The organism is Intestinimonas massiliensis (ex Afouda et al. 2020) (assembly GCF_900626285.1).
In the GTDB taxonomy this organism is placed as follows: Bacteria; Bacillota; Clostridia; order Oscillospirales; family Oscillospiraceae; genus Flavonifractor; species Flavonifractor massiliensis_A.
Genome location: NZ_LR131155.1, coordinates 1 through 1851, shown reverse-complemented (window position 1 = coordinate 1851; position 1851 = coordinate 1). Strand labels below are relative to the sequence as shown.

Below are 1851 nucleotides of genomic sequence, written 5' to 3'. Positions count from 1 at the left end.
CTCTGTTTTGCTTAAAATTTCCTTGCATCACTCTCTTGACTTCATACCATTGGACTTAGCTCGTAGGCAGATAGGATCTTGGATTGACGCGCTGACCGTTGATGCGCACCTCGAAGTGCAGATGGGGCCCGGTGGAGCGTCCGGTAGAGCCGGACAGGGACACAATGTCGCCGGCCTGCACGGTGCTGCCAACCCTGGCCACCAGTTTGGAGCAGTGGGCATACAGGGTCACCATGCCGTTGCCGTGGTCGATCATCACATAGTAACCGTAGCCGCCGGCGTTGTAGGTGGCGGTGGTGACCACGCCGGGGAGAGCCGCACGGATCGGCGTGCCGGTGGGAACGGCAATGTCAATTCCAGTGTGGCCCCTGGTCTCGCCGGTGAAGGGATCCTTGCGGTAACCGAACTCGGAAGTGACACGGCTCTCCCAGCCGGAGCCGACGGGAGAGCAGAAGCCATCCGCCCCGATGAAGGGCACCTCCGCGCCTGGGATCCAGTCCTCTGTTCCGGTGGAGGAGCCGTAGCGCACCAGGTTGTAAATGCTGTCGGCATTGTTGCGGTGCTCCTCCGTAACGGTGAGCCCGGTGGCCGCCTGGATGTTTGCCCACACGGTTTCCAGGTCTGTGATGGGAATGGCCACGGTATAGCTCTCCTCGGTCTCCACCTCATTGCCCTCCTCGTCTGTGGTGGTCACAGTCCGGGTGCGCTCCTCATAGGTCACAAAGCAATCCACAAATTGTTGGTGGGCCCGGCTGCTGGGTACCTCGTCGCCGAAGTACAGAGCATAAAAGATGGCCTTGACCCGTATGGCGTCAAGGCCGGTTTCACCCTCGGTCATATTGTTGACCGTCTCCATGTATCCGTCCAGAAGCGCAAAGCTGTGCTGCATGTCTTCCACATAGACGCGATACTCCGCCGGCATATTGGCTGGCAGAGCACCGCCGGAGAAGCACAGTTGGAGCACGCTGTTGTTGTGATCCGCCGAGCCGCCCAGGATGGAGCAGAAGGCAGCGACAAGCAGAATCACGGGAGCCAGAATTGCCACCACAATCCACCCGACGGCTTTGCGGCCTCTCTCATCGGACAGGACCGCAGCAGCGACCTTGGCGATAGCCGCAATGGGAGCCGCCATCAGCGACCACCCGCCGATCCAAAAAGTTTCTCTTTATGAGGCGGCGCATGCACCGCCAGCAGGTGCCGGTCGCTGCCGCACTTGTAGAGGCAGACGCCCTTCTGGGGCTGCCGCACCAACTCGTACTCGTTTTCCTCCAGCTGAAGGTTTTCCATATAGAACCGCTTGTCGGAGGAGCCGGCATAGAAGATGAACTGGTGGGTGGGGATGGCGAAGAGGGGGCGGGTCAGCTCCCGGATGCCCGGCTGGTCAAAGTCCTCCAGGTTCTGACTGGCCAGAATCATACTGGACTCCTTTTTGCGCACCCGCTTGAGACAGTTGCGGATGTAGGTAACTGCTACCGGATTCGTGAGCCACAGGTACAGCTCATCGATGGCGGCCACCGTGTTGCCGGCGGTGAGCAACTGGTCGGACATATAGGCCAGCACACTGAACAGCAGGGTATCTCTCAGGTTCTGGGCCGCATTCTCCAGGCCTTTGATGCAGAACACCAGGAACCTGGACGACGAGATATTGGTGTAGCCGTTGAAGAACCGGGCGTCCGCCCCCTTGCACATGGAGTGGAGCCCCAACATGAGATCCCGGAGCATTTCCCGCGGGTAGAGCTTCAAATCCTCCTCGTGCTCATAATTCTGATAGGCCTCCTCAATGGTGTCGTAGAGGTCGGCCAGGACGGGGTAGTCGGTAGAAGTCATCCGGGAGAAGTCGGTGGCGTCGCT

The 1851-nt window shown here is 59.6% G+C and carries 1 protein-coding gene and 1 pseudogene; both read right to left on the bottom strand.

Features of this window, described 5'->3' with window-relative positions; translation table 11 throughout:
* Positions 1 to 55: 55 nt before the first annotated feature.
* Positions 56 to 1132: a M23 family metallopeptidase gene (locus E0E41_RS18365; RefSeq protein ID WP_130871330.1), complete on the bottom strand. Its 1077-nt coding sequence runs from the start codon at positions 1130 to 1132 to the stop codon at positions 56 to 58.
* Positions 1132 to 1851 (bottom strand): annotated as a pseudogene (locus E0E41_RS18360) (type VI secretion protein); the annotation flags it as partial. The pseudogene E0E41_RS18360 and the gene E0E41_RS18365, both read right to left, overlap by 1 nt.